At 43.9% G+C, this 24,279-nt stretch carries 17 protein-coding genes and 1 riboswitch; of the genes, 2 read left to right on the top strand and 15 right to left on the bottom strand.

The window, feature by feature from the left end:
- Positions 1-12: 12 nt before the first annotated feature.
- From LJ707_RS05900 to LJ707_RS05890, 3 genes are all read right to left on the bottom strand, one after another.
- Positions 13-3,027 (bottom strand): TonB-dependent receptor, encoded by a 3,015-nt coding sequence (locus tag LJ707_RS05900; RefSeq protein ID WP_228949886.1) that lies wholly within the window; start codon positions 3,025-3,027, stop codon positions 13-15.
- Positions 3,028-3,285: 258 nt separating this feature from the next.
- On the bottom strand, positions 3,286-6,159 hold the full coding sequence (locus tag LJ707_RS05895) for a triple tyrosine motif-containing protein (protein ID WP_228949885.1): 2,874 nt from the start codon (positions 6,157-6,159) through the stop codon (positions 3,286-3,288).
- 168 nt (positions 6,160-6,327) lie between these two features.
- The gene (locus LJ707_RS05890) at positions 6,328-8,430 is read right to left on the bottom strand and encodes a glycoside hydrolase family 97 protein (RefSeq protein ID WP_228949884.1); all 2,103 of its coding nucleotides are present in this window, start codon (positions 8,428-8,430) and stop codon (positions 6,328-6,330) included.
- Between the two features lie 316 nt (positions 8,431-8,746).
- On the opposite strand from LJ707_RS05890, the gene idi reads away from it, so the two are divergent.
- The gene (gene idi / locus LJ707_RS05885) at positions 8,747-9,271 is read left to right on the top strand and encodes an isopentenyl-diphosphate Delta-isomerase (RefSeq protein WP_228949883.1); all 525 of its coding nucleotides are present in this window, start codon (positions 8,747-8,749) and stop codon (positions 9,269-9,271) included.
- A gap of 53 nt (positions 9,272-9,324) precedes the next feature.
- Here the strand turns inward: idi and LJ707_RS05880 are convergent, their stop codons facing one another.
- The 5 genes from LJ707_RS05880 to LJ707_RS05860 all read right to left on the bottom strand — a co-directional run bounded on the left by LJ707_RS05880 (position 9,325) and on the right by LJ707_RS05860 (position 14,074).
- Positions 9,325-11,394 carry a hypothetical protein gene (locus tag LJ707_RS05880; protein WP_228949882.1) on the bottom strand — a complete coding sequence of 690 codons (2,070 nt, stop codon included), beginning with the start codon at positions 11,392-11,394 and terminating at the stop codon, positions 9,325-9,327.
- A gap of 53 nt (positions 11,395-11,447) precedes the next feature.
- Positions 11,448-12,191, bottom strand: coding sequence for a 3-oxoacyl-[acyl-carrier-protein] reductase (gene fabG, locus LJ707_RS05875; RefSeq protein ID WP_228949881.1), 744 nt, complete (start codon positions 12,189-12,191; stop codon positions 11,448-11,450).
- Positions 12,192-12,321: 130 nt separating this feature from the next.
- Positions 12,322-12,561, bottom strand: a complete 240-nt coding sequence (locus tag LJ707_RS05870; protein WP_228949880.1) for a cysteine-rich CWC family protein — start codon at positions 12,559-12,561, stop codon at positions 12,322-12,324.
- A 25-nt stretch (positions 12,562-12,586) separates the two neighbouring features.
- Positions 12,587-13,321 (bottom strand): hypothetical protein, encoded by a 735-nt coding sequence (locus LJ707_RS05865; protein ID WP_228949879.1) that lies wholly within the window; start codon positions 13,319-13,321, stop codon positions 12,587-12,589.
- A 138-nt stretch (positions 13,322-13,459) separates the two neighbouring features.
- Entirely contained in the window at positions 13,460-14,074 is a 615-nt protein-coding gene (locus tag LJ707_RS05860) for a hypothetical protein (protein ID WP_228949878.1), read from the bottom strand.
- 48 nt (positions 14,075-14,122) lie between these two features.
- Between LJ707_RS05860 and LJ707_RS05855 the strand changes: the two genes are divergently transcribed.
- On the top strand, positions 14,123-14,260 hold the full coding sequence (locus tag LJ707_RS05855) for a hypothetical protein (protein ID WP_228949877.1): 138 nt from the start codon (positions 14,123-14,125) through the stop codon (positions 14,258-14,260).
- On the opposite strand, the gene LJ707_RS05850 is transcribed toward LJ707_RS05855, so the two are convergent.
- From LJ707_RS05850 to LJ707_RS05820, 7 genes are all read right to left on the bottom strand, one after another.
- Positions 14,228-14,917, bottom strand: a complete 690-nt coding sequence (locus tag LJ707_RS05850; protein ID WP_228949876.1) for an OmpW family protein — start codon at positions 14,915-14,917, stop codon at positions 14,228-14,230. The two genes, LJ707_RS05855 and LJ707_RS05850, sit on opposite strands and share 33 nt — an antisense overlap.
- A 197-nt stretch (positions 14,918-15,114) precedes the next feature.
- On the bottom strand, positions 15,115-17,487 hold the full coding sequence (locus tag LJ707_RS05845) for a ribonucleoside-diphosphate reductase subunit alpha (RefSeq protein ID WP_228949875.1): 2,373 nt from the start codon (positions 17,485-17,487) through the stop codon (positions 15,115-15,117).
- A gap of 107 nt (positions 17,488-17,594) precedes the next feature.
- A complete protein-coding gene (locus LJ707_RS05840) occupies positions 17,595-18,572 on the bottom strand; it encodes a ribonucleoside-diphosphate reductase small subunit (RefSeq protein ID WP_228949874.1) in 978 nt (325 codons plus the stop codon).
- A gap of 130 nt (positions 18,573-18,702) precedes the next feature.
- Positions 18,703-18,982, bottom strand: a riboswitch (cobalamin riboswitch).
- Between the two features lie 86 nt (positions 18,983-19,068).
- Positions 19,069-19,674 (bottom strand): crossover junction endodeoxyribonuclease RuvC, encoded by a 606-nt coding sequence (ruvC, locus tag LJ707_RS05835; protein ID WP_228949873.1) that lies wholly within the window; start codon positions 19,672-19,674, stop codon positions 19,069-19,071.
- A 22-nt stretch (positions 19,675-19,696) separates the two neighbouring features.
- Positions 19,697-20,326, bottom strand: a complete 630-nt coding sequence (aat, locus tag LJ707_RS05830; RefSeq protein WP_228949872.1) for a leucyl/phenylalanyl-tRNA--protein transferase — start codon at positions 20,324-20,326, stop codon at positions 19,697-19,699.
- 10 nt (positions 20,327-20,336) lie between these two features.
- Complete coding sequence (locus LJ707_RS05825; RefSeq protein ID WP_228949871.1) at positions 20,337-22,250, bottom strand: DUF3857 and transglutaminase domain-containing protein; 1,914 nt, start codon at positions 22,248-22,250, stop codon at positions 20,337-20,339.
- A gap of 7 nt (positions 22,251-22,257) precedes the next feature.
- Entirely contained in the window at positions 22,258-24,243 is a 1,986-nt protein-coding gene (locus LJ707_RS05820; RefSeq protein ID WP_228949870.1) for a DUF3857 domain-containing protein, read from the bottom strand.
- Between the last annotated feature and the right edge of the window lie 36 nt (positions 24,244-24,279).

Genomic DNA, 24,279 nt, shown 5'->3' with positions numbered 1-24,279 from the left:
ATCATTTCAAGATTAAAATTCAACATTAACACCAAACGTGAACGTACGTGTTACCGGGTAACCGTTAAGCTCAATACCTGATGACAGAATATCTGTTGTTAATATTTCGGGAGTAAATCCGCTGAAGCGTTTTGCAGTAAAAAGATTTTGTGATGAGGCGTATACACGTATGCGCGACATCTTTATCTTTTTCAATACCTCAGTTGGAATAGTGTAACCAAGGGTAAGGTTGTTTAACCTTAAAAACGCCCCTGATTCAATAAAATAAGTTGAAGCAGGTGTGTTCTGCGTTATAGTAATCGGGTCGGTATTTGAAGCGTTAGTTGGCGTCCAGCGTTTGCTGGCATAACCGGCTTCAATGTTATCATTCGGATCGTAACGGAAACCTTTTTTACCGTTATATATCTTATTACCCCAATTGCCATAAAAATCAGCACTTAAATCCCACGCTTTATAACTAACAGACGCATTAAAACCACCATAAAATTTAGGCTGATACGATCCGGAAAAATCACGGTCATATGTATCAACCACACCATCAGGTACACCATTAGGTCCGCTTATATCAGCATAAATTAAGCCGCCTATGCGTTTAGTTTCGCCGTTTAAATTATACGTTGGTGCTGCATCAATCTGAGCTTGATTTTGGAAGATACCGGTAGCTTGTAAAACGTAATAGCTGGCAATTGGCTGGCCATTATCAGTACGTGTAATTGCACCCTGCCCACCAACACCGCCGCCATTAAGCGCCTGGCCGCCGTTCAATCCAATAACTTCGTTTTTATTGTAATTGATATTACCACCTATACTGTAGCTCCAATCGCCTACTTTATCAGTCCATTTGGCCGAAAACTCCCATCCACGGTTACGGTATGATGCCGCATTGGTTACATAGATACCATCAGGGTCACCTAAAATAGCCGGAATTGATACAGGGGTAAGTGCATCTTTTACCTTTTTATCATAGTAATCAATTTCACCTGTAAGTTTATTATTAAATAAACCATACTCTAAACCGATATCTAATTGGTTGGTCCGCTCCCATTTTAAATTTGGATCTTTAATATCCTGGATAATAGTACCAAGTGCAAGTGTATTATTGAAGAAGTATGGAATGTTTGGGGTACCGGTTACAATGTAAAGGCCCTGGTCAATATTATCATTACCTAACTGGCCGTAGCTTGCACGAAGCTTTAAATTGCTTATAAGGCTATTATCTTTCAGGAAGTTTTCTTGTGAAATGATCCAGCCTGCACCCACTGTCGGGAAGTAGCCATATTTATCAACAAAACGTGAGCTACCATCAGCCCTGAATGAAGCACTAAATAAGTATTTACCTGCGTAGCTATAATTAACCCGACCTAAAAACGACTGGCGGGTAAACTTGCTTCCATTATTTATATAAGTTGCCTGGCTCTCAGGATTCCCTTGATCAAGGTACCAAAGATCTTCACTTTCAGGCACGCCAATACGTGAACCGCTAAACAGATCTGTTTTTAAATATTCGCGGGTAAAGCCGGCCAACACGGTAAGACTGTGGCTACCAAAATCCTTTTGAAAGGTTGCTGTATTATCCCATACTGTACGTAATGACTGATCATTTTGTACCAGTAACGAGCTGTTGATTATTTGCTGATTACCCCCTGCAACATTAAACGTATTAGCATCATTTAAATATCTATAATTGTAATTACGTTGCTTGTTCCAAAACGCATCGGTATTAAAGGCAGTACGTAAGGTTAATGATTTAACAGGCTTATATTCAAGGTAAGCGTTACCAAGCAAACGATTGTTAACTGTTTGATTGTTTACCTTATTAATGTTCAGCAACGGGTTACCTACGTTACCCCATGCCGAGGTATTGCCATATTTACCATTTTCATCAATAGGTGTAATAATTGGTGCGGCCCTGTAAACACTGCTATACACATCACCAAGCGGGGCCGGACGTTCGTTTGCGCGCGATAGTGAAAGCTGTGTACCTGTGGTCAGGTTATCGGCAAGCTTAATCTCCAAATTAGACCGTAGTGTAAAGCGGTCAAAATTATTGGTGGTAACAACACCGTTGTCTTTTAAATAATTACCGCTTACAAAATAGGTAGCATTGTCTGATCCTCCCGAAACCGAAAGGTTGTGATTGGTTTGAAAACCTTTACGTAATACTGCGTCATACCAGTTGGTTGTACCCGGGGTAGTGAGCGGAGCCTGGTCTGAGGGTAATTTTGAAGGATTTGCATCCTGCAAGTATGAAATATACTGATCGCGGTTTGCCATTTCAACCAGGTTTGATACCTCGCGGAAACCGGCATTAGCGTCATACCTTACAACAGGTGCACCTTTTTTACCTTTACGCGTGGTAATAATAACCACACCATTGGCACCACGCACACCATAAATTGCAGCTGAGGCATCTTTCAACACATCCAAACTCAATATATCATTATTATTAATGTTACGGATATCATCTGTAAGCACACCATCAACAACATACAACGGATTAGCACCGCCTAATACCGAACCTGTACCACGTATACGTAATTGTGGTTGTGAGTTGGGTTGCCCCGAACCGATTACCTGCACACCTGATACTTTACCCTGCAAAGCCTGAGTTGGGGTTTGTACCGGTTGCTTTGCAAGATCCTCACCTTTTACTGATGCTACAGCGCCTGTTACATCCCTGCGGCGCTGCGTGCCGTAACCAATAACCACAACCTGCTGTAACTCGTTTGATTGCGCTTTTAATGCAACGTTTATAGCAGCCTGGTTATTAACTGGTACGGTTTGTGTAGCATATCCAATATAGCTTATGGTTAATTGCGCATTGCCCGGAGCTGAGATACTGTATGTACCGTCGGGGCCGGTTTGCGTACCGGTTTGTGTGCCTTGTACTGCTATGCTAACGCCTATAAGCGTTTCGCCGGTAGCGGCATCCTTAACAGTACCTTTAACGGTAATGTTTTGAGCCAGTGCCGGAGTGAGGCAAAGACATAGTATTCCACACAATGAAATAGTAATTAGTCTCTTCATAAATGGTCAATTGAAATAGGTATAAATAATTGTGTTGTTTCGAGAGCAAAACTGATAACAACCCGAGATTGTTTCAATTTTTTGCACTCTACATTACTACATCAAGCACAAAATACTTTCTCAAACGCATTTTTTATTTTATTTAAATAATTCATTTTCAATCATTTAAATAAAATTGACACCTACTCACTAAAGTTGTCAGTGTCATTAATACATATATTAGCTTAATCGGTTTATGAGAGGTAATGATGTAGTGAATTAAAGCTCCATCAGGAACTCTACAAGGTTCTTATCATGGTTTAAACCCAGCTTTTTGCGCAGGCGGTAACGCCTTATCTCTATACCGCGTAATGAAATGTTCAATAATGATGCCATCTCTTTACTGTTCATATTCATGCGCAGGTATGCGCATAATTTCAAATCATTTGGTACCAGATCGGGATGTTGGGATTTTAATTTTTTAAAGAAATTTTCGTGGGTTTCATTAAAGCTGTTTTCAAATAACACCCAATCGCGCTCATCATTCTTACCCTCGTCAACCACCTTTTGTATCTTGCGCAGTTGCTCAGGCGGCAGATGTTTACCGGCAGAATCTTTAAGATCGGCTATCTCATCGTGTATGCGCTGCAACAGCTCGTTCTTATAAACTATATTCATGGCTGAATTTGCCAGCTCACGGCTTTTACGATCGAGATCAGCCTGTAACTGTTCATTTTTTAGTTTGAATAAACGCTGCTCGTTAGCCTCCTCTTCACGCTTTAAAAACTCCTCTTTTTCGCGCTGTAACTTTTTTTGCAAACGCCTGTTATGCTTTTGCAATTTAAAGCGATAATAGTATCTAACGGCATAGTAGCCTGCAATTATTAATAGCACATAGCTTAACCAGGCAATTTTAGTGAGATACCAGGGCGGCAGTACCCTAAATTTAAGCGTACTGATACCCGTTACATGGCCATTTACACGTGCGCGTACCTCAAACTCATAATTACCCTGCGAAAGGCCGGTAAATTCACGCTGTGTAAGCGCGCTCCACTCCGACCAGTTTTTTGAATAGCCTTTTAAATTATACTGGTACTCAATTTTAGCCTGATGATAGATAGGCAGCACATAACGTATGCGAATGTTGTTTCGGCGGTAAGCTATCTCTATATCATCCCATTTGGTTATGGCACGTGCCCTATCAGTAAAATTCTCTACCCGCCTTATTAGTACTGTTGGCAGTGTGGCATCCTTGGTGATGTTACCTGCCTGATCATTAAATATGGCAAAGCCGTCATCAATACTGATAAGATAGATATTGTTATTAATACGGCTTATATTCTCGTAATACTTTACCATACGGCCATTAAGTATGCTAAAACGGGCTGAATCAAGGTTAAGGTTACCGGTTACTGACAGATCGCCAAGGGCTGCCCTGCCCCGGTCAATAAACCAGTACTTGCTGCCGCTGGCCGGTATTACCTTGTTGGAAGACGCGAACGAGCCCAGCTTTTTATTCAGTTGATCATATTTATAAAAATGATCGCTGATATCATCATAAACGTAAAAGCCATTATTGCTTGAAAACACCACACGGTTATCCAGGTTAAAAACGCCGATGTTGTAGCTTCCGGGCAAGCCATTCTTGTCGTCGTAATATTTTATGGAGGCAGCTCTGCGGCCATCGGCACTTAACTTAACCTTATATATACCTTTGTAGGCGTGACTAACCCATATTTGTCCTTTACCATCGGGCTCAACATAGCGTGAGGGTACTACAAAATTGCCAATCTTATAATCAAAAGCCCAGGCACCGTCAGGGAGTTTTTTGTATACGGCCAGCCCGGTATAAGTGCCTTGGATCAACTGGTTAGCATTCAGTTTTTTAACCATCCAGCCACCATTTTCGGTTGATATTTGCCTGAGCTGCGCGCCGGTTACTATAAAGGTGCCATCATTGTGGCCGCAAAGCAATTGCCCGTCAAGCAACGACAGATCCCACACCTGGCCCTGGCTACCCGGTATCAGCTTAAAATCAAACGACTGGAACAGCCGGTTTTGATCAGTTACCCAATCGCTGTAATAAAGCCCCTGGTTAGTACCCAGGTATATTTTATTATTGTGTATGATGCTGGAGTATACCGTACCAAACCTGCCGCCCTTATCAAAATAAAAGTACAGGGGCGATATGATCTCGATACGGTCAATACCATTATCCAGCCCTGCCCACAGGTTTTGCTCGTTATCGAGGTACAAACTAAGTACGGTATTATTTTGCAACCCACTCGATTTATTGATGTGTTGCACTACATTGCCCGCACGGTCAATTATGATGATGCCATTCAATATACTGCCAAATGCGAAATAATTACCGGGTATGGCAACACCATTATTAAGCTGGTAACGTTGCAAAAATTCATCGGCCTGGGTTTTCCAGGGTACAATGGTTTGGCCATCATACAAATACAGTCCGTTTTTTGATGTGCCGATGAGGTATCGTCCATCGCCGTATGGCAAAATGGCAAGTACACCTGTTTTTAGTATCTCGCTGCCTTTAATAAACTCGAGCTTATTACCCTTTAACTCAAAAAGGCCAACGTTGAGCTGTTCAATAATAAAGCGACTGCCTGCTCTAAACAGAAATAAGTAGGGGTTTGATTTGATAGTATTGATCTTACCATCCCTGTAAATATAAATAACCCCAAATGACTGAAATATTACCTCCTTAGCGCCTATATATATTTTCCAAACCTCCTCGTTAAGGCGGTATTTTGCCGGTATTAGGTGCGCCAATGAAGTATACTTAAACGCGCCCGATGTGTTTTTTGACCAATAGCCTATCTCGCCAAAGGCACCGGTATATATCTTTCCCTTACCATCGGCGGCTACGGCACGTACAATAAGGCCGTTGGGCATACGGTGTAATTGCCAGTTTTGCCCGTCGTAAGCCAGCAACCCTTCCGAGTTGGCAAAATACATTACGCCGTCGGCATCCTTGGTTTCGGCCCAGTTTTGGTTACCGGCCTGGTACATGCTTTTAGAATAGTTTTGCACGTAAGGCACCCCAATGCTACGTATATTGGCTGCTAAACCAATAACAGGCATCAGCAATACTAATACACATAATTTTACCCAACGCAGTACAGGCATCATAACCAACAAATAATTAAGCGGCTTATATAATTAAGTTGAAATACCGGGTAAAGGTATGAATATTTATATTTTACATAAGAGATAACGCTTACTGCGGCCTGTTCAAAAAAAATCCCCCGGTACTTACGCACACGGGGGACACCTTTATAAACCTAATAGAACCAATTTTTATTTTAAACTGATGGCAAAACCACCGCCTGGTGCCACCGCCTGTTTAAGTACCGTTTTTGAGGTTACCTTTATTTTACGGATGGTATAGCTTTGCGGATTTTTATCATAGCTGGCATCCTTGCCATCGGCATAGATGGTGGCTTCGTAAGTTTTTCCTTTAGGCAGATAGTCGAATTTGACTACGGCGGTACGGGCGTTCTCGTCAGTCACGCTGCCTATAAACCACTCGTTTTTACCTTTGGCCTTACGGGCAATGGTGATATAGTCGCCGGGCTCGGCTTCTAACACGTATGATTCATCCCAATCAACCGCCACATCCTTAATAAACTGGAAGGCATCATAAAATTTATTATATGTTTCGGGCAAATCAGCCGCCATTTGCAGCGGACTATACATGGTTACATACAGCGCCAATTGCTTGGTAAGCGTGGTATGTACAAATGAGTTATTATCGGGATTGTACGCGTTGATTTTTGTTTGAAAAATACCCGGTGTATAATCCATCGGGCCACCTATCAGCCTGGTGAACGGTAAAATGGTTGTATGATCAGGGTTGTTACCGCCGAATGATTCATACTCGGTACCACGCGCAGCCTCATTACCGATCAGGTTAGGGTAAGTACGCGCCAAACCTGTAGGCCTGATAGCCTCGTGAGCATTTACCATAATTTTATAGTCGGCAGCCTTAGTAATGGCATACAGGTAATGGTTAACCAGCCATTGACCGTAATGGTGCTCGCCACGCGGAATGATCTGCCCAACATAACCGCTTTTAACAGCGTTGTAACCATTTTCAACCATGAATTTGTAGGCGGTATCCAAATGGCGTTCGTAGTTACGTACAGAGCCTGAAGTTTCGTGGTGCATAATGATCTTTACGCCTTTTGATTCGGCATAACGATGCAGCTCCTTTACATCAAAATCAGGATATGGGGTAACAAAGTCGAACACGTAATCCTTGGTTTTGCCAAACCAGTCTTCCCAGCCCTGGTTCCAGCCTTCAACCAATACCGCGTCGATACCATTTTTGGCAGCAAAGTCAATATATTCCTTAACGTGCTGTGTATTGGCACCGTGCTTTCCGTTAGGTTTGGTTTTGCTGTAATCGGTAACGCCAAGTTGTACGTTTTCCAGATCGGTATAAGCCCAGGTGCTTTTGCCGGTGATCATTTCCCACCATACACCTACGTATTTTATTGGTTTTATCCATGATACATCTTTAAATTTAGTCGGCTCATTCAAATTGTATACAAGTTTCGACATCAGGATATCGCCTGCCTTATCGCTTACAATAACGGTACGCCAGGGCGTTTGCGTTGGCGCCTGCATATAACCTTTATCGCCAATGGCATCAGGGGTCAAAAATGATTCGAGCACGAAGTTCTTGTCATCCAAGTTTAACGACATGCACGAGTAATCAACCAGCGCGGCCTCATGTATGTTGATGTACAAACCGTCCTTGCTTTTCATCATCAGCGGAGTTTGCAGCCCTGTTGGCGAGAAGGTGGTTTGCGAAACATTTGGCGTAACGGCGGCTTTCATTTTACCACGAACTTCAGACAGGTTTGAAGTTACGGTGCTGTACTCCTGCGTATCAAAATCGCCGGGCAGCCAAAATGCTTTATGATCACCCGCTAAAGCGAACTGCGTATGCTCTTCTTTTATAATAAAGTAATTCAGGTTTTTTTGCGCCGGGAACTCATAACGGAAACCCAAACCATCATTAAACAAACGGAAACGGATGCGGATAAAACGATCCTTCTCTGCTTTCTGGGTAAGCGTTACCACCAACTCGTTATAGTTATTGCGAATATTTTTCTGCTCGCCCCAAACCGGTTGCCACGTTTCGTCGAACGTGCTTTTTTGAGTATCGGTAATGGTAAAACCGTTCAGAAATGAGGGTACATCTTTAGTTTCGATACCTAACTTACTGGTTTTAATAACATCCTTCTTTTTATAAATAAGGCTGTATGCAGGCACGCCATTATCCTTCAGCTCAAAATTGAGCACGAGATTTTTGTCGGGAGACGTGATCTGCTGGGCATCTGCAGAAAATATACCTGCACACAATAACAACATCAATAATAAATAACTACGCATAGCAGAAATGGTTTATAAGTAAATATTGGTTGATAGCAAATTTTGCAAAGTATTTGCCCGTGTGTATGTTTTTTAATCAAAATTTAAACAGCACATAAACATAATTTATTATTAATCAGAAACTTAAATAACAATCCACACACATAAATGATATGTTTTTTTAAACTGATTTACCCTGTTTTAGCGGTTATATAATATCATGAGCAGTTGTTGAGCAGTATCGTAACAAAATGTTTGAACTACATTTGCGTTAATTATTTGTATTTTGATAGCCGCACCATCCGCACGCTGTAAGCTCCCGTATATGTTAAATGAAATGGAAAATGTAATTCTGGTTGACAGTAACGATAACGAAACAGGTGTTATGGAAAAAATGGAGGCGCATTATAAAGGCGTACTTCACCGCGCGTTTTCGGTTATACTGTTTAACGGCAAGGGCGAGCTGCTATTGCAAAAACGTGCTGATGGTAAATATCACTCTGCGGGCTTATGGTCAAACACCTGTTGCAGCCACCCGAGGCCGGGTGAGGGTAATTTACAAGCTGCCGAGAGGCGCTTAATGGAAGAAATGGGCATTACCTGTCTGCTTACTGAGGCCTTTACGTTTACCTATCAGGCCGATCTGGGTGATGGCCTGTACGAACATGAATTTGACCATGTATTTATTGGCACCTACTCAAGTAAGCCGAATTTGAATATTGATGAGGCGGCTGATTACATTTATATGGCCCCTGAAATGATAGCCCACGACCTTGACGAGCATCCCGAAGAATATACATTTTGGTTTAAAATATTGTATGAGGAATTGTGTGCGAGGGGGTACATTGGGGTGGATGCCTGATGGTTTACCCCTCCCTGCCCTCCCGAGGGAGGGAATCAGAGATGACCGCTTATCTAAATTTCTCCTTCGCGTTTGCGGATAAACCATTCGGCAGATACTAATAATAGTATGATGGCGAATACCCACTTTGTATCCACCAGTTCGCTGTAGTGCTTATCTTCATAAACCACCGTTTTTACGTTCTCGTTCTTTTTAATAAGATCAACCAGTTTACTCAATTCAATTGGCATCAGCATAGCGCCACCGCTTTGTTGGGCTATATCGCGCAGTAGTTGATGGTTGGCTACGGTTTGGCGGGCCTCGGCATCTATTGGCTTTATGGTGAATTTACCCGATGCGCTGTATGCTTTGCTTCCCAGCTTTACCGAGGCCGAGTAACTATGCTCCCCAGCCGGCAATGCACCCGCATTAAGCGTATAAGCCTGCCCCGATCTGCTGAACAAAAAGCTAAAATTACGTCCTTTTTGGTCTTTAATGCTGATGCGGGCATCAGGGGTATTCACTAATTCCAGCGCATCGTTATATAGTTCGGCGTTGATCAGTATATCTTCGCCCTCATCAAAAACAGTTTTTGCCGGGTACACCCTAAACTGCTGCCTGTCGGCATTGGCGGTTAGGTATTGTACGCTTTGGCTCATCAGCTCGTTAATAGCATTGTTATTTTCAAAAGCGGCATACTCAGCCAGTTTCCAGCGCCATAGGCCTTCGCCGGTAAGTACGGCAATGCGCCTGCCACCTTGCGCGGCAAATGCCAGCAATGGGTAGGTAGTGCTTACGTTGCCTATTCGCTGCTTAAATAAAATACCTGTGGATGCCGTTACACCGTAATTACCAAATGGTGCCAGCAGCGGCGGCATCTTCCTAATCTTTTGCCGTGTTGAATCACTTAATGTAAATGCTGAAAAGCCATCATAAGACTGTGCGAAAACCTCCTGCATTTCACTGCGCCCTGCTGATATATTTACCAGCTTTTGGCTGTTATTAAAGGCTGTTACATCTGCCTGCGCACCTACAATGTACCAAACCGGCAGGTTGGCATTGGCAACAAAACGTTGTATGCCCGGTGCCGATGCGGGCAACTGAAATAATATCAGCAGATTATAATCGGCAGGTTTTATCGTAGTCAGTTCGGTAAGCAAAACTGTTTTAACCTCGTAATTACGGTTAACTTCAATAGCATTTTTCATGACGGCAATATCCGGATGCACATTTTCATATACCAGCAATATTTTTTGGCGGGCATCCAACACATCTATATAAAAGGTTTCGCTATTGTTTACCGTGGTTACCTCGTTACTTAGCGCTGTAATATTAACCGTAAACTTATGCAGTCCCTTATTATTGGCATTAAGTTTAACCGGCACCATTTGCCTAAAGGTACTGCCCTTTATTGTTACAGGCTTACTGTATACCTGCTTGCCATCATCGGTAATATTAAGGCGTAGGGTTTCGCCGTTACTTTGGTAGGCGGTGGCAAATATCTCCACCTCAAAATCGTTCCCTAAAAAAGCGGTTTTATTATAGTTGATATTGCTGATGAGCAAATCGCGGCGGTGTGTGGTATCACCCAGGGCAATGGTATAAAAACCTGCCTTAATATTACGTGCTTCATATCGCGGATCGGCACCACGGTTGTATATACCATCCGAAGCCATCACCACCGCGCCGATGTTGCGGTTCACAAAGCGGTCGTTCAGTTGTTTAAGGGCGGAGGCAATGTCTGTTTGTCGCCCGTTAAAGTTGGATGCCAGGCTATCATGCAGGCGGCTATCGAAATGAAACTGCTGCACATCATAATCCTCACCCAACTGCTGCTTTAGTTGCCCTAATGACGCGGAGATATTTTTACCCGATGGCTTTACAGAGCTTGAATTATCCTGCATTACCAATACCAATGGTTTCTCGGGCTTATAGCTCACCGACCGTACCAATGGCGAAAGCAGCAGGAAAGCGATAAATGCCACCGCCAGCGCCCTAAGCGCAAACAATATATACCGGTAAGTTTTATGGATGTTTACCGGTTGCCTGTACAATACCCCGGCATACAGTAAGCCAGCCAGCACACATACCGGCAGCCACCAGCCCGAAACATCACCCCAGGTTATTGAAAACAAAAACAGCATACTTGATAACCAAATATGCTGTTTTTTTATGGTTGTTTATGCAAAAAAGCAGTTTACAACATACCGCCATCAACCGGAATAACCTGGCCGGTAATGTAAGCAGCCATATCTGATGCCAGGAACACGCAGGCATTGGCCACATCCTCAGTTTCGCCGGCACGTTTAAGCGGGATTCCTGCTGTCCAGCCTTCAACAACTTTCGGGTCGAGCACGTCGGTCATTTCGGTACGGATAAAGCCCGGGGCTACCACGTTGGTACGTATACCGCGTGAACCCAGCTCCTTAGCTACTGATTTTGAGAAACCTATAATACCCGCTTTTGAAGCCGCATAGTTGGCCTGACCGGCATTACCCTGCACACCCACTACCGAACTCATGTTAATAAAGGAGCCTTTACGGTTCTTCATCATTATTTTTGAAGCGGCTTTGGTTACGTTGAATATTGATTTCAGGTTTACGTTAAGCACCTCGTCCCATTGCTCTTCGGTCATGCGCATAAGCAAACCATCTTTGGTGATACCGGCGTTGTTAACCACAACATCAATAGTACCAAAATCGGCAACAATATCGTTGATCAGCTTTTCGGCTTCATCAAATTTAGAGGCATCGCTGCGGTAACCTTTAACCTGGGTACCAAAAGCCTGCAATTCCTGCTCAAGTGCCTGTCCTTTTTCTACAGATGATAAATAAGTGAAAGCCACTTTAGCGCCATGCTCGGCAAATTTTTCGGCTATTTTACGACCTATACCTTTTGAAGCGCCTGTAACCAGGGCAACTTTTCCTTCTAATAGTTTCATTATTTCAGTGTTGAATATGAGGCTGTGAAGGTAGTAAATTAGTCCGGAAGTCCGAAAGACGGGGAGTCTGGAAGTAGAATTTTGGTCGGAAAGTACGGAAGAAGCTTCTTCTGCTTACGGACTTTCCGACTTACGGTCTTTCCAACTTTTCTAAAAAACTTTCAGACTTCAAAACCACCTCCCTGTACTCCTGCTGAATAACGAGCAGGCACTGGGCACACAGGCAACCATCGTAATTTTCGCTGATGTATTGAGTTTCGTTAAGGGTGAGTTGTACCGTACTGCACTGGCATTTGGTATAGGAGTTGGCCTTGCATTCAAAAGCCGCATTGCAGCGTTCGCATCGTATTATCTCGTGTTTTGAATGCATATCCTATCCTCAATTTAACACTCCCCTAAAAGCTATAGGTAAGTGTGGCTACCCCCGCTACTGATTTTTCTGACCGGAAATCGCCGCCGGTACGCGAGTTTGTGCTGCCTACCATAAAGATATTATATTTTCCTTCAACACCAATGCTAAAACCACCGCCCACTGCAGCCTCAACACCAAGTTTTGGTGCAAAATAAGCATACTTATCGGTATAACTTTCTAAGTAATTGCCCTCTGTGCCGGTAACTGATAAGCCGTAAGTTGAGGTCATGCCGCCAAAATTTACACCGCCATAACATTTAAATCCTTGTGCAAGCCCGATGTTATAAGCAGCGCCGGCATAAAAGCCTGTGAAACGGTTGCTGGTTAGTTTTATGATTTGGTTATATGAGCCCATATCACCCATATCTATCTCCACGCCAATATCATCAACAGCGGGTTTGTAGCTATGCCTGCTCAAAGTGATGCCAAAAGTGAAGCTTTTATAATATTTAAGTATGCTGATGCCAACCAAAGGCGCGCCTTTATAGCTTGCGCCCAACTCGCCGCGCGGCGAATCAAAACCGGCCTGTAAAGCAACGCCCCACTCTCCTCCTTCATCACCACCGTTACCACTACCACCGCCAAAGCCGGGAGGGTCGCCGTCATAGTTTAATCCGCGGTTTGAGCGCCGCTGGGCGCTGGCTGTATCGCAACACAAACAAATTAAAATAATAGCGCTGATAATGTTTAAAGCGAGCGGGAAGAATTTGGTATTCATTTTAAGTGATAAGGTTATCTGCCTTAAAAGTATATAAATAACCTAATGCCGCAAACAAATAAATACCAATTAATTTATAAATAAACCAAAAGTTAAAGCACTATAATAAATACTAAAATCTGCCAGGCCCCGTGCACGTTAAAAATGATAGGTAAGTATTAATGTGGCCGCTACAGAGTTGAATAGTTTGCCGCCGCTGGTATCGGTAAGGTAATCGTACCCTGTTATATATACATTGTATTTGGCCTCAACACCTATACCAATATGGCTGCTTGTGAGGTAGGTAAAGCCTACTTTGGGGGCAAAATAAAAGTTGGCATTATTTATTTCGCAGCCGCATTCGTCATCGTAATTGTAAATATCCTCGTAGCGTTTAAGCCAGCCGCCAAGGTTAAGGCCGCCGTAAAATTTAAAGAATGGCGTAATCAGCTTATCATAAGCGCCGCCAAAATAAAAGCCTAAAACAATAAACCTGTTATCAACCATACCCATGGCATTACTTTTTGCCGGGTAAGCATGATGGTTAATGTTAAAGTTCAGTGTAAAATCATCAATTTTTTTATACACACCGATGCCGTAGGTTGGGGTAACCCTGTAATTCTGGCTCAACGCCCCGGCCGGAAAATCGTACCCAAACTGCCCGCCTATTGCCCAGCCTTTACCTTCATTAAACCCTACATAACTTTCGTCAGGCTCATACTCAATAACTGGGGTTTGCGCTTTAGCTGCCGGGCAGTAAAAAAAGGCTGTCAATATTAATACAACAGCAAATAACTTAAAATGGTAAAGGTTTATCATTATATGATAAAGGACAAAGGTGAAATATTCAGTTTATTACAGGTACAGACGCAAAAAGCGCCGCACCGTTTAACCGGCACAGCGCTTTTTATTTTACAAACCAAATATTTACAGGCGATAGCCAATACCTATGCCAATTAACCATGGGCGTATCTTTACATCGGCAGGTATATTGCGCAACGCCGGCTCCAGGCCCGGGTTATTGGCCGGGGTAAGGTTTGAGGCATCAACGGTAACATCTGTTGATAGAAATATCTTTTTTACATCCACATTTAAAAACCATTTTTTATCCAGGTCAATATCCACACCGACTTGCGCGGCAAAGGCAAAGCTGTTTTTATAGTCGATGCCTTTAACAGTTGAGCCTACATCGGCGCCATAAAATATGGTGTAGTTGGCACCCGCGCCAATATATGGCCTTACTATACTACCTGTAGGCACATGGTATTGCAAGGTAAGCGTTGGCGGCAACAACCATACCTTGCCCAGGTCAACATCGGCAGATGCAGGGCCGCCAATAGCGGTGAGGTTTGATGATGTGGTTTTTACTTTATGGCGGGTTGTACCCAATATTAGCTCGGCTGAAAAGTTATTGGCGAAATAATAAGTAAAGTCGAGCTCAGGGATAAAGCTTTTACTGATGTCAACATCGCCGCCGATCACGCCGATGGTCGCTTTTTCCTGCGGGATAACACCCACACCTCGCAGGCGAATGTTCCACTCTCCTTTTTGCTGGGCAAAGGTTGTTGATGTGGTAATGAGTAAAATTGCAGCAAATAGTAATCGTAAATTTTTCATAATACATTTAAGTTGATTGTTGCCTCAAATGTATTGTATACCGCCGCGGCGGGGCATGATGACGGGCACGGTTAGGGGTGATGCTCGTCATGCAAAATAAAATGCCCTTAAACAAAAAAGCGGGGACGCATTCCAAAACGCCCCACGCTTTTTAGTAAAACTATTAAACTGACACTTTAATAGCTACAGGATCATGATTATGCCGAGCAGGTTACGCAGCCCTCTTCCATTGAGCAGCTTGGGCCTGCAGGTATCTCATCGGCAACCTGGGCAACGTGATCCGGAATAACCGGCTCCATGTTTTTACCCCCTTGGTTTTCAACCGTAAATTTAACCGCCTGCGATGCCGCCTGTGTACGCAGGTAATACATACCTGTTTTAAGGCCTTTCTTCCATGCGTAAAAGTGCATTGAAGTAAGTTTTGAAGCATTTGGCGAGTTAATGAACAGGTTAAGCGATTGCGACTGGCATACATAAGCACCCCTGTCGGCAGCCATATCAATAATGTTGCGCATCTTAATTTCCCATACGGTTTTGTACAGTTCCTTAATATCGGCAGGTATTTCAGGGATGTCCTGGATAGAGCCGTTCGCGCTGATGATCTTATCTTTCATGCCGGTGTTCCACAAACCAAGGTTAACCAGGTCGCGCAGCAGGTATTTGTTTACCACGATGAATTCACCACTTAATACACGGCGGGTGTAGATGTTTGAGGTATAAGGCTCAAAGCACTCGTTATTACCCAAAATTTGCGAGGTTGACGCGGTAGGCATTGGCGCTACCAGCAGTGAGTTACGCACACCATGATTCATTACATCAAGGCGCAGGTTTTCCCAATCCCAACGGCCGCTCTCCGGAGTTACTCCCCAAAGGTCGAACTGGAACTTGCCTTGCGATAGCGGTGAACCTTTAAAGGTTTCGTAAGCACCATCCTGGATAGCCAGATCCTTTGAAGCCGTCATTGAAGCAAAGTAGATGGTTTCAAATATATCTTTGTTCAGTTGTTTGGCGGCATCGCTTTCAAACGGCAAACGCAGTTGTATAAAGGTATCGGCCAAACCTTGTACACCTAAACCTATCGGGCGGTGGCGCAGGTTTGAGTTACGGGCCTCATCAACCGGGTAATAGTTATGGTCGATAATGCGGTTCAGGTTTATGGTAACCTGGTAAGTAACCTCATATAATTTATCATGATCAAACACGCCGTTGTTGATGTAACGTGGTAACGCCAGCGATGCCAGGTTACAAACCGCTACCTCATCAGCCGAGGTGTATTCCATAATTTCGGTACACAGGTTCGAGCTTTTTATAGTACCCAGGTTTTGCTGGTTTGATTTGGCGTTGGCGGCATCCTTGTACAACAGGTATGGTGTACCGGTTTCAACCTGCGAATCTAACACGGCGAACCAAAGCTCCTGTGCTTTGATGGTTTTGCGGGCACGGCCTTCTTTTTCGTATTTTGTGTATAAAGCTTCAAACTCGGCGCCAAAGCAATCCGCCAAACCCGGTGCTTCATGCGGACAGAACAGGCTCCAGTCCTCATTTGCCTCAACGCGTTTCATGAACAGGTCAGATATCCAAAGGGCATAGAACAAGTCGCGGGCGCGCATTTCTTCCTTACCGTGATTTTTACGCAGATCCAGGAATTCGAACACATCGGCATGCCAAGGCTCAAGGTAAATAGCGAAAGCACCTTTACGCTTGCCACCACCCTGATCAACATAACGGGCAGTATCATTAAATACCCTCAGCATCGGGATAATACCGTTGCTGGTACCGTTAGTACCGCTGATGTATGAACCTGTAGCGCGTACGTTGTGTATGCTCAAACCGATACCACCGGCGCTTTGCGAAATTTTAGCGGTTTGTTTCAGCGTATCGTAAATGCCATCAATGCTGTCATCCTTCATAGTCAGCAAAAAGCATGACGACATTTGCGGTTTTGGTGTACCCGCGTTGAACAATGTAGGTGTAGCGTGGGTAAACCAACGCTCGCTCATCAGGTTATAGGTTTTGATAACACTGTCAATATCGTTTTTGTGGATACCTACCGATACACGCATAAACAGGTGCTGCGGGCGCTCAACTATCTTACCATCAATTTTTAACAGGTATGATTTTTCGAGCGTTTTGAAGCCAAAGTAATCAAACCCGAAATCGCGGTCGTAAATAATAGTGCTGTCCAACACTTCAGCATTGTCTTTGATCACTTCCCAAACGTCCTCCGCAATCAGCGAAGCGTTTTTGCCATTCTTGCTATCCACGTACTCATACAGCATACGCATGGTTTCGCTGAATGATTTTACCGTGTTTTTATGCAGGTTTGATACCGCTATACGCGATGCCAGCAAAGCATAATCAGGGTGCTTGGTGGTTAATGACGCGGCAGTTTCAGCAGCCAGGTTATCCAGCTCCGACGTGGTAACACCATCATACAAACCCTCAATTACCTTTTTGGCAACATCAATAGGGTCAACCAGTTGAAACCCATAGCACAGTTTTTCGATACGTGCTGTTATCTTATCAAATTTTACCGACTCTCTGCGGCCATCTCTTTTTATTACAAACATTTAACCCCCTCCAACTCCCCCAAAGGGGGAGATATTTAAGTGAATATTATTTTTATTAATTGAAGTAAATTATAACTCCTCCCCTTCGGGGAGGCCGGGTGGGGCTGTTAAAAGTCCTCATCCAGCGAGAACGATTTGCTCTCGAGTACGTTGTTTAGTACGCCGCTTTTCTGGTAGTCGCCTACGCGCTTTTCAAAAAAATTGGTTTTACCCTGCAGGCTTATCATCTCCATAAAATCAAACGGATTGGTAGCATTGTAGTGCTTATCATAACCCAGCTCCTGCAACCACCTGTCGGCCACAAACTCAATGTACTGGCTCATCAGCTTGGCGTTCATGCCTATCAGGTTAACAGGTAAAGCGTCGCTTACAAACTCTTTTTCTATTTCAACAGCATCGGTAATAATGCTGGTTGCTTCTTCTTTGCTCAGTTTGTTGTTAAGCATACTGTAAAGCAAGCAGGCAAACTCGCAGTGCATACCTTCATCGCGCGATATAAGCTCATTACTGAAGGTTAAACCCGGCATCAGGCCACGTTTTTTAAGCCAGAACAGTGAACAAAAGCTACCCGAAAAGAAGATACCCTCAACCGCGGCAAAAGCTACAAGGCGTTGCGCAAAGGTGCCGTTCTCAATCCATTTAAGCGCCCATTCGGCTTTTTTGCCTACACATGGTACGGTATCAATGGCATGGAAAAGACGATCTTTTTCAACCGGATCCTTTACATAAGTATCTATTAACAAGGCATACGTTTCGGAGTGTATGTTCTCCATCATGATCTGGAAACCGTAAAAGCAACGAGCTTCGGGTACCTGTACCTCGCTCATAAAGTTTACGGCCAGGTTTTCGTTCACAATACCATCGCTGGCGGCAAAAAATGCTAAAATGTGCGATATGAAATGCTTTTCGCCGGCGTTAAGCGTTTCCCAATGTTTCAGGTCGTCGCTAAGGTCAATCTCCTCGGCCGTCCAAAAGCTGGCTTCATGCTTTTTGTACATTTCCCAAATGCGGGGGTAATTAATGGGGAGGATCACAAAGCGGTCTTTGTTCTCTCTCAGCAATACTTCATCATTTTCCTGTTTCATAAGCGCCTCGTCAGTTAAATATATTTTATGTGTTGCAGCAGGAACTGACAAAAGACGAGGGCGCAACAGGCGGGCGCGCAAGGGCGCGGGCAGGCAGGCTACTTCTTTTGGCAAAACCCTATGCGTGAAAGTTTTGTCAATACTGTAAGGCAGGTATCTGGCTTCGTTCTGGTCAGTGGTCAATAGTTATTGGTCATTGGTAAGCCGTTTGTGGTTAATGGTGATGAGTTTTTGATGATGAGTTGTTTGCGCCCCCACTAACCATCACTCACCAATCACTTTTCACCGCTCACTACCCACAACTACCTGCTCACTAAAACGGCACAGTTGCAACGTCAGCCCATGAATTTAACATGGTTCCCTTTTAATTCCGGCTGTAATAACCGGCAACCTTTACAGTGTATACAAAGAACTATTTGGTGCTTTCAAAGATAGGCTACGAACGATTTACGGAGGTAACGATAGTTTTTAACATCGGGGGTAAGTTATAAACACCTTACTGCTTTTTTTTACCGATGCCTGATACTCTGCCTGTGTTATCCTTAACAAAGGTATCCCAACCTGAATATGATTTTTTTGAACCTGACGACGACTTGCCGCTACCGCCAATATTACGCTGAAAGGCATGACATACAGCCACCGCCAAACCATCTGTAGCATCCAGAAAATCAGGTGTTTCTGTAAAATTAAGCAAGCGTTGTATCATGCCGGCAACCTGCTCCTTAGTAGCATTACCGTTACCGGTTATGGATTGTTTTATTTTACGCGGAGCATATTCGGTGATATCCACATTGCGTGATAAGGCAGCCGCCATGGCCATGCCCTGCGCCCTGCCCAGTTTGAGCATTACCTGTATATTTTTGCCATAAAAAGGCGCTTCAATAGCCAGGCAATCGGGGTGATAATTATCAATAAGGGCTACTGTTTTTTCGAAGATGCGTTGCAGCTTGAGCATATGGTCGTCAAGGTTACCCATCTTTACCACACCAAGGCTTATTAGCTCGAGTTTTGAGCCGGTTTGCTTTACCAGCCCGTAGCCCATTACGGCGGTGCCGGGGTCGATGCCTAAAATTATACGCTCTTGTATGTTGGTGCTTTGCATTTACAAATGCGAAGGTAAGAGATTATTGCCGCAGTGCCGCCATGTATTCATCACGGCTGATCATGCCCGCGCCCATGCTTTCCAGGTGTTCGGTGTAAACCTGGCAGTCAATAAGGCTGTACTTGCCTGTTTGGCAGAGGGTAATAAGCGCTGTTTTTGAGGCATTGCTGGCTTTGCTGAACATGCTTTCGCCGCAAAAAACCTTACCTACCTCAACGCCATACAAACCGCCAGCCAGGGCATCACCCTGCCAAACCTCAACAGAGTGTGCTTTACCCAATTCATGCAAACGGATGTAGGCTTCCGTCATATCATCGGTTATCCAGGTACCATCCTGCCCTTCGCGGTCAATAAGCGAACAGGCCTGTATCACATCAGCAAAAGCGGTGTTAAAAGTTACCCTGAACTTGCCCGACCGCAGTACCTGCCGCATGCTTTTTGATACGGCCACCGTTGCCGGGTTAAGTACAAAACGCTCATGCGGCGAGTACCACAGTATGGGTGTATCATCACTATACCATGGGAATATGCCGCTTTGGTAGGCCAGCATTAACCGTTCGGCAGAGAGATCGCCGCCAACGGCCAGCAGACCATCCTCCTCGGCCAGGGCCGGGTCCGGAAAGAGCAAACGTTCATCAAGCCTGAAAATCATTAACGCAAAGTTAAGCCTTGCGCTTAATAACCAGCTTTTTGTTTTGCGCTTTGGCCACTGCATCCATATACTGCTGCATTTCGGTATACTTTACCGCGGGGATAATGTGGTTATTTAAATTAAATTTTGCCGTACTTACCACCTGGTTTTTGGCAGCATCGTATACATAATTAAGCGTATAATCGCCATAAGCGAATTTCAGGGCTTGATTAGCCGGCATGTTCTCCACCTCGAAACCCTCTGGCAAACTGATAGTGGTTACGCAGTTTTTTTGCAGCGGATGATCGAAATAAAAATCTGTTTTGCGCTTTTCTTCAACCGGGCAGGTACCCGTCCACAGTTCAAAGGCGGCAGGTTTATAAAACTGGCGGTTACCGGCTATTACATCACTAAACTTATCGTACTCCAATTCAAGCTCAAGGCCTTTGGCTACATCTTTATCCTCAACCACTTTAATATTAAACACCGCAGGCTGTTTCATTTTTAAAAAGCGGATCAGATATTCCTTTTGCTCATCAAGCGACATTTGCGCTATACCGATCAGCATATCGCGGTATTCGCCGGTATTTTGCAACTTAATGCTTGAAACCGCGCTGCCATCAGCATTAAGCTTAATGCTTACATTACTGTTAAATACATTATCAGCAGCCTTGCTTTTTGGTGTATTTACCAGCTTGCCGCCGGTTTCGGTTATCAGCAGCGCATTCCTGTTTTCTGTAAACGCGCCTAAAACACCAAAGGGCTGTGTATTGCTGGTACACTCAAGCCAGGTAGTATCATTTTTAAAAGGGATACAAATAATAGCATGATTAAACCTGTTTTGGCTAAATGCCTGATCGGCCGGTTCACCGTTCTCTCCCGCACGTATAAGGGCGTAGTGGGCCGGTATATTAACCGCCTTTAACATGGCATACATGTAGTTTGAAAGCGCCTTGCAATCGCCGTATTTTTTTTCGTCAACAAAGCTTGCCGCAAAAGGCTTAAAGCCGCCGATACCCAGTTGTATGCTTACATAGCGCATGTTTTGCTGCAGGTATTCGTATAAAACCTTTGCCTTTTCCTTGTCGGTTTTAAGGTTGGCTGTCATCTTTTTGAAGGCCTCGGCACGTGCAGGCGGCAGGGTATTTACATCATTATTGAGGGCCTGTATCCATTTACCAAAGTTTGCCCAGGTACTCATATCACCGGGGCGATCGTCATACTGAAAGCTAACCGGCGAAAAATCAACCCGTGGGGCAACTCGCCATGTGGGCACGCCCTTCTCATCCTTAAAAGCCTTCAGGTTTGATACACTCCAGCTATAAACATTATTACCATTAATAACTGATTTTTGCGGGGCTATACCGGTATTGCGGCTTATGTGACGCAAACCGGCCGCAGGATTAACAATAAACGTGCATGACGAGTATTGTACAGCGCGCTCTGCCTCCTGCAAGTACCAGCTACCATAGCTCAGGGTACCGTTGTCTTCCATCTCAAATATCATCTCGATAGTAACCGGGTATGAGGCTACCGTGTGCGAAATAGCCTTGATGCGCCCATCAGTTATGATAGATATGTTATCAATTGCCGAGTGATCATACATATCACTTTTTTTATACTTTTTGATTACCCCGCCATCAGCGTTGTAAACGATCATTTGAAAGGAATTTATAGAGGATGTCTTGTCATACGGCAATATGATACGTGTTTCATCTATCGCGTTCTCGTTCAATACCGTAACAACTGAATGGACCTTATGTACCATTTTGCCTGGCGCGCTTACAATACACTCTTCCGTTTTATAACGCACTACGGCATCGGCATCGGTTTTTAACGAATCGGGGATAGTTGAGGCCTTATACAACTCCGGTGATAGTTTTTGGCCGAAGGTAAGCATGCTGCCCGCAAGCAGCATGCTTAATATGAATACCTTTTTAAACATGGGCTTATTACGATTTCTTTAACACGATCTGCTCATTCATCATCTCATACATCTGCCTGCTGAATTCCCTGAAATCAGCATAGTCTTCCTTAAAATAGGTGGTTTTAACATGATCAATTACAAAGCGTACTGAGATCATTTCATTAGTGGCATTTACTATGCGCTTGAACACCATGCCATTATCGGGCAAGGTAAGGCTCACACTTTTAGGCAATGTTTCGGCCTTGTAACCCGCAGGTATTTTGTACATACCGGTAAAGGTGGTGTTATCGCGGTAGCCAAAATCAATATCGGTATAACGGTTCTCGCTGATGAAAGGGTTGGCACCCATCATGGTAAGCACGTTAGGGTTAAAGTAGATGAAATTACCGTCGGACCCGGTAAGGTCAAGATCAAACGCGATATTTTGCACTAACGGCAACGTATCAACATCCATGTTCTCAAACTTTATTGAGGATATTCTGAGGTTGTTATCCTTATTTTTAAGGTATTCGATAAACTTGGTTTCGCCATCGGTTTTATACTTGGCGGTACGGCTTATTTTGTTGTAACCATAGCTGCTCACCTGGTTGGTGCCCACCATTTTACCATCAGGCTTTATTTCTACATTTACATAGTATGATTGGCGCACCGGCTCAAGGTTTTGCAAAAATACCACATCGTACATGTCGCTCTCCTTATCAATAAACAACCCGGATGAGTTAAGCAGGTTATCGGGCACATGGTTGTACAGGTTGTATTTGTTGGTAGCATCAAGCACGTAGTGCCTTGTTGTATCAACAGGTATATATACTACCGCCCTGTTAAATTGGTGCAAATTGGGGCTGAACGGATTTACACGACCGTTATCGCGCGTGCTTACCACCATTGGATAGGCCTTTACGCCGCTTTGCTTTAACAGGTGAAACAATATCAGGTTCACTTCAGCAGAATTACCTGTTTTTTTCTCCCATGCCTTAACGGTGCCATCAGTGGTAAACCAACGATCAACATTGTTCCACTTCATCGCTTTTTTCACCTCGTTAAATACATAGCATATTCTTTCATCATCGGTAGCAAATTGTTTTGCTTTGCTGATGATGGCTTCCTCGCCTACCAGCTTGCGCTTTAACTGCTTGCCAAAATCTTCATCATCAGCTAATACACCACCTATTTTTGGCCAGGTATCGGCAGCGGTTTTAACAAAACCACCTATAGGCCGTACTGTATTAAGGGTAAATACGATGCTTTGCAGGTTATCAATATCCGAGCGCATCATCGGTTCATCGGTTAACGAGTGTACATTGGCCATGCCGCGCACATCAACATTAATAGTATAACCTAATGATTGTGAACCGGTGCCTAACATACCCGACTCGGTAGTGCTGTTGTTTACCGTAAACATTCGGGCTGAACGCAATTGCGGTTTATAGTAAAAATACTCGGGCACCTTGGTTGTAAGCTGGCTGTATCGTACAGGTATCTTGCTCTGAAAATACCAGTCAGGGAAATCAATAATTGAGTTTGCTGTAAGCCTGTACTTAAACTCAACTACCGAGCCCGGCTTAACATTAGGGAATGAGAATACAAGTGCTGTACGTATTTTATCAACCTTTTCGGTAAATACCTGCTTTTTATCAATTTTGGTGATCTCGGGCTTACCACTCTCCAGGTTAATGGTTTGGGCTTGCAGATCGGTAAGATACTCCAGGCGGTTGCCGCCATAGTATTCTATCCTGATATCGGCATTTTTTTTACCGTTAACATTAAATATCTTGATGCGTTTGTGGCGCTCGGTAATAATGTTAAAATCATTATCAAAGTATACATCGGCTTTATCAAAAAGTACTTCGGCGTTGGCATCGGGCTCAAATTCGCAGCTCTTGAGTTCAAGATCAGTTACATCGATTTTGCCGAATGCTCTTAAATAAGTTGCAGCAGGGGTAACAGCTTTTTGGGCGCTTGCGTTTAGGCATAACGCACCCGTAATTAAACTTAGTATAAGTTTTTTCATGTGCTAAGGTTTGAGTATTTAATCAAGTAGTTTAAG

The sequence above is a fragment of the Mucilaginibacter sp. UR6-1 genome (assembly GCF_020880975.1).
GTDB lineage: Bacteria > Bacteroidota > Bacteroidia > Sphingobacteriales > Sphingobacteriaceae > Mucilaginibacter.
This window is presented reverse-complemented; position numbering and strand designations above follow the sequence as displayed.

Bases quoted from the DNA above. Each gene is read 5' to 3' on its own strand.
- idi (WP_228949883.1), top strand. From the start codon at position 8,747: ATGGAAAATGTAATTCTGGTTGACAGTAACGATAACGAAACAGGTGTT.
- LJ707_RS05825 (WP_228949871.1), bottom strand. From the start codon at position 22,250: ATGTTTAAAAAGGTATTCATATTAAGCATGCTGCTTGCGGGCAGCATG.
- LJ707_RS05870 (WP_228949880.1), bottom strand. From the start codon at position 12,561: ATGCATTCAAAACACGAGATAATACGATGCGAACGCTGCAATGCGGCT.
- aat (WP_228949872.1), bottom strand. From the start codon at position 20,326: ATGATTTTCAGGCTTGATGAACGTTTGCTCTTTCCGGACCCGGCCCTG.
- fabG (WP_228949881.1), bottom strand. From the start codon at position 12,191: ATGAAACTATTAGAAGGAAAAGTTGCCCTGGTTACAGGCGCTTCAAAA.
- LJ707_RS05890 (WP_228949884.1), bottom strand. From the start codon at position 8,430: ATGCGTAGTTATTTATTATTGATGTTGTTATTGTGTGCAGGTATATTT.
- LJ707_RS05865 (WP_228949879.1), bottom strand. From the start codon at position 13,321: ATGAATACCAAATTCTTCCCGCTCGCTTTAAACATTATCAGCGCTATT.
- LJ707_RS05880 (WP_228949882.1), bottom strand. From the start codon at position 11,394: ATGCTGTTTTTGTTTTCAATAACCTGGGGTGATGTTTCGGGCTGGTGG.
- LJ707_RS05900 (WP_228949886.1), bottom strand. From the start codon at position 3,027: ATGAAGAGACTAATTACTATTTCATTGTGTGGAATACTATGTCTTTGC.
- LJ707_RS05845 (WP_228949875.1), bottom strand. From the start codon at position 17,487: ATGTTTGTAATAAAAAGAGATGGCCGCAGAGAGTCGGTAAAATTTGAT.
- LJ707_RS05820 (WP_228949870.1), bottom strand. From the start codon at position 24,243: ATGAAAAAACTTATACTAAGTTTAATTACGGGTGCGTTATGCCTAAAC.
- LJ707_RS05850 (WP_228949876.1), bottom strand. From the start codon at position 14,917: ATGAAAAATTTACGATTACTATTTGCTGCAATTTTACTCATTACCACA.
- ruvC (WP_228949873.1), bottom strand. From the start codon at position 19,674: ATGCAAAGCACCAACATACAAGAGCGTATAATTTTAGGCATCGACCCC.
- LJ707_RS05895 (WP_228949885.1), bottom strand. From the start codon at position 6,159: ATGATGCCTGTACTGCGTTGGGTAAAATTATGTGTATTAGTATTGCTG.
- LJ707_RS05855 (WP_228949877.1), top strand. From the start codon at position 14,123: ATGATAAAGGACAAAGGTGAAATATTCAGTTTATTACAGGTACAGACG.
- LJ707_RS05840 (WP_228949874.1), bottom strand. From the start codon at position 18,572: ATGAAACAGGAAAATGATGAAGTATTGCTGAGAGAGAACAAAGACCGC.